This is a genomic window from Bacillus sp. MBGLi79 (assembly GCF_002953915.1).
Genome location: NZ_CP026521.1, coordinates 2,509,906 through 2,512,840, shown reverse-complemented (window position 1 = coordinate 2,512,840; position 2,935 = coordinate 2,509,906). Strand labels below are relative to the sequence as shown.

The 2,935-nt window shown below is 48.0% G+C and carries 2 protein-coding genes; both read left to right on the top strand.

The window, feature by feature from the left end; genetic code table 11:
* On the top strand, positions 1–2,801 hold a 2,801-nt coding region (gene sucA, locus C1T29_RS12465), incomplete at its 5' end, for a 2-oxoglutarate dehydrogenase E1 component (protein ID WP_208945455.1).
* Between the two features lie 14 nt (positions 2,802–2,815).
* Positions 2,816–2,935, top strand: a 120-nt coding sequence (locus C1T29_RS12460) for a biotin/lipoyl-containing protein (protein WP_208945454.1), incomplete at its 3' end; no start/stop codon positions are given.

The following is a 2,935-nucleotide window of genomic DNA, read 5'->3' as shown; positions in this document are numbered from 1 at the left end:
GGGAAGAATTTCACGGTCCGAACCTCGGCTATGTGCTGGAGCTTTACGATCAATACGTCAAGGATCCAGAAAGCTTGGATGTTGATTTAAAAGAGATGTTTGACGAACTTGGAGCTCCCCCGGGCGATATAAGGGCCGCCTCTCTAAAAAACGAAGAGGCAGATTTCACGGCTGGATCTATTCAAAAAATCGCATCAGTGATAAAACTCGCAGAAGATATTAGAACCTATGGCCATTTAAACGCTTCCGTCAATCCACTGAGAAAAACACAAGAGAAACAGGAGCTTTTTCCTCTTGCTGAGTACGGGTTAACTGAGCAGGATGTGAAAAAAATTCCGGCGTCTGTCATATGCAAAGATGCCCCTCAAGAAGTAACGAACGGTTTAGAAGCCATCCAGTACTTGAAAAACACATACAAAAAATCGATTTCTTTTGAATTTGACCATGTGCACATTTTTGAAGAGCGCAACTGGCTGATGAAAAAGATCGAATCCGGGGAATTATTCGCCCCGAAATCGAAAGAAAAGCTGGTGGAAGTTTTAAGAAGGCTGACAGAAGTTGAAAGCCTTGAACAGTTTCTCCACAAAACCTTTGTCGGGCAAAAACGCTTTTCAATAGAAGGACTTGATGCGCTTGTGCCCATGCTGGATGATATTATCGCCAAGTCCGTTTCGGCAGGTACGACAAACGTTAATATCGGAATGGCGCACAGGGGCCGCCTGAACGTTCTTGCGCATGTGCTCGGAAAACCTTATGAAATCATTTTTTCTGAATTCCAGCATGCGCCGAACAAAGATCTCGTTCCGTCGGAAGGTTCGACAGGGATCAATTACGGCTGGACGGGTGACGTAAAATATCACCTCGGCGCCAACCGTCAGATTCAGGATGAGCATACGAAAACGGCGCGCATTGCGCTCGCGAACAATCCGAGCCACCTGGAGTTCATCGATCCGATCGTTGAGGGTTCGACAAGAGCCGCCCAGGAAACGAGAACGGAGAGCGGCTATCCGCTTCAAGACGTTAAAAAATCGCTGGCGATTCTGATTCACGGCGATGCGGCATTCCCAGGGGAAGGCATTGTCGCGGAAACGCTGAATTTAAGCCAGCTTAAAGGCTATCAGGTGGGCGGAGCGATTCACATTATCGCCAATAACATGATCGGCTTTACGACGGAAAGCAATGAGTCAAGATCGACGAAATATGCAAGCGACCTTGCAAAAGGTTTTGAGATTCCGATCGTCCACGTCAATGCGGATGATCCTGAAGCATGCCTTTCAGCGGTTCAGCTCGCTGTTGAATACCGCATGACTTTCAACAAAGACTTTTTGATCGATCTGATCGGCTACCGCCGTTTCGGCCACAATGAAATGGATGAGCCGTCTGCAACGCAGCCGATGCTGTATGATGCGGTCAGAAAGCACCCGACCGTCAAGAACATCTTTGCTGAAAAGCTGATTCATAACGGGATCGTCGATAATGAAACCGTCGACAAAATCGGGGACGCTGTCATGAAGCGTTTAGAAGAAGCCTATCGCAAAGTGCCGGCCAAAAAGGAAGATATGACGCATGAAATCGTTCTTCCGGAACCTGTTTCCAACGGTTTTCCTGATGTTGACACGTCGGTTGATGTTGAAACTTTGCGCAAAATTAATCAGGAGCTTGTTTCATGGCCTGAAAACTTCAACGTTTTCGATAAGCTAAAGCGAATCCTCGAAAGGCGCGCCAAAGCGTTCGACGATGACCGAAAAGTCGACTGGTCGCTTGCAGAGGCGATGGCTTTTGCATCCATTTTGAAAGACGGCACACCTCTAAGGCTGACCGGGCAGGATTCAGAACGCGGCACATTCGCACACCGCAACCTTGTCCTTCACGACAGCAAGACAGGGGACGAATTCATCGCACTGCATCACCTTGCAGATACGAAAGCGTCATTTGCGGTTCACAACAGCCCGCTTTCTGAAGGATCCGTCCTTGGCTTTGAATATGGATATAACGTGTCTTCGCCGGAAACGATGGTGATCTGGGAAGCGCAGTTTGGAGACTTTGCAAACGCGGCGCAAGTGTACTTTGATCAGTTCATTTCTGCAGGAAGAGCGAAATGGGGACAAAAATCAGGGCTCGTTGTTCTCTTGCCGCACGGCTATGAAGGGCAGGGACCTGAGCATTCAAGCGGAAGAACGGAACGCTTCCTTCAGCTGGCGGCGGAAAACAACTGGACTGTCGCCAACTTGACGAGCGCTGCCCAGTACTTCCATATTTTAAGAAGGCAGGCGAAGATGCTCCTTCGCGAGGAGATCCGCCCGCTGATCATCATGACGCCGAAAAGCCTGCTGAGAAATCCGAATACCGTATCAGAAGTGCAGGAGCTCAGCGACAGTAACTTTAAGCCGGTCTATGAAATGTCAGGACTTTCCCATCAGTATGACAAAGTGACGCGCCTCGTCCTTTCAAGCGGTAAAGTTTCGATTGACATCAGCAGCCATTTCAATAAAATGGAAGGTGAAAAAGATTGGCTGCACATTGCACGGGTTGAAGAGCTGTATCCTTTCCCTGCAAAGCATATTAAAGCGATCTTCAGCAAACTCCCGAATTTGGAGGAGATTGTCTGGGTACAGGAAGAACCGCAAAATATGGGTGCATGGAACTATATCGAGCCTTATTTAAGAGAGATTGCTCCAAAGGACGTGAAGGTCCGCTATATTGGCAGAAGAAGACGTTCAAGTCCGGCAGAAGGGGATCCGACGGTTCATAAAAAGGAACAGGAACGCATTGTATCTGATAGCTTGACTCGCAAAAATTAAGGGGGAACTAAAAAATGGCGGAAATTAAAGTACCTGAATTAGCGGAATCAATTTCAGAAGGAACGATAGCCCAATGGCTGAAACAACCGGGAGATTATGTAGAACAAGGGGAATTCCTGCTTGAGCTGGAGACT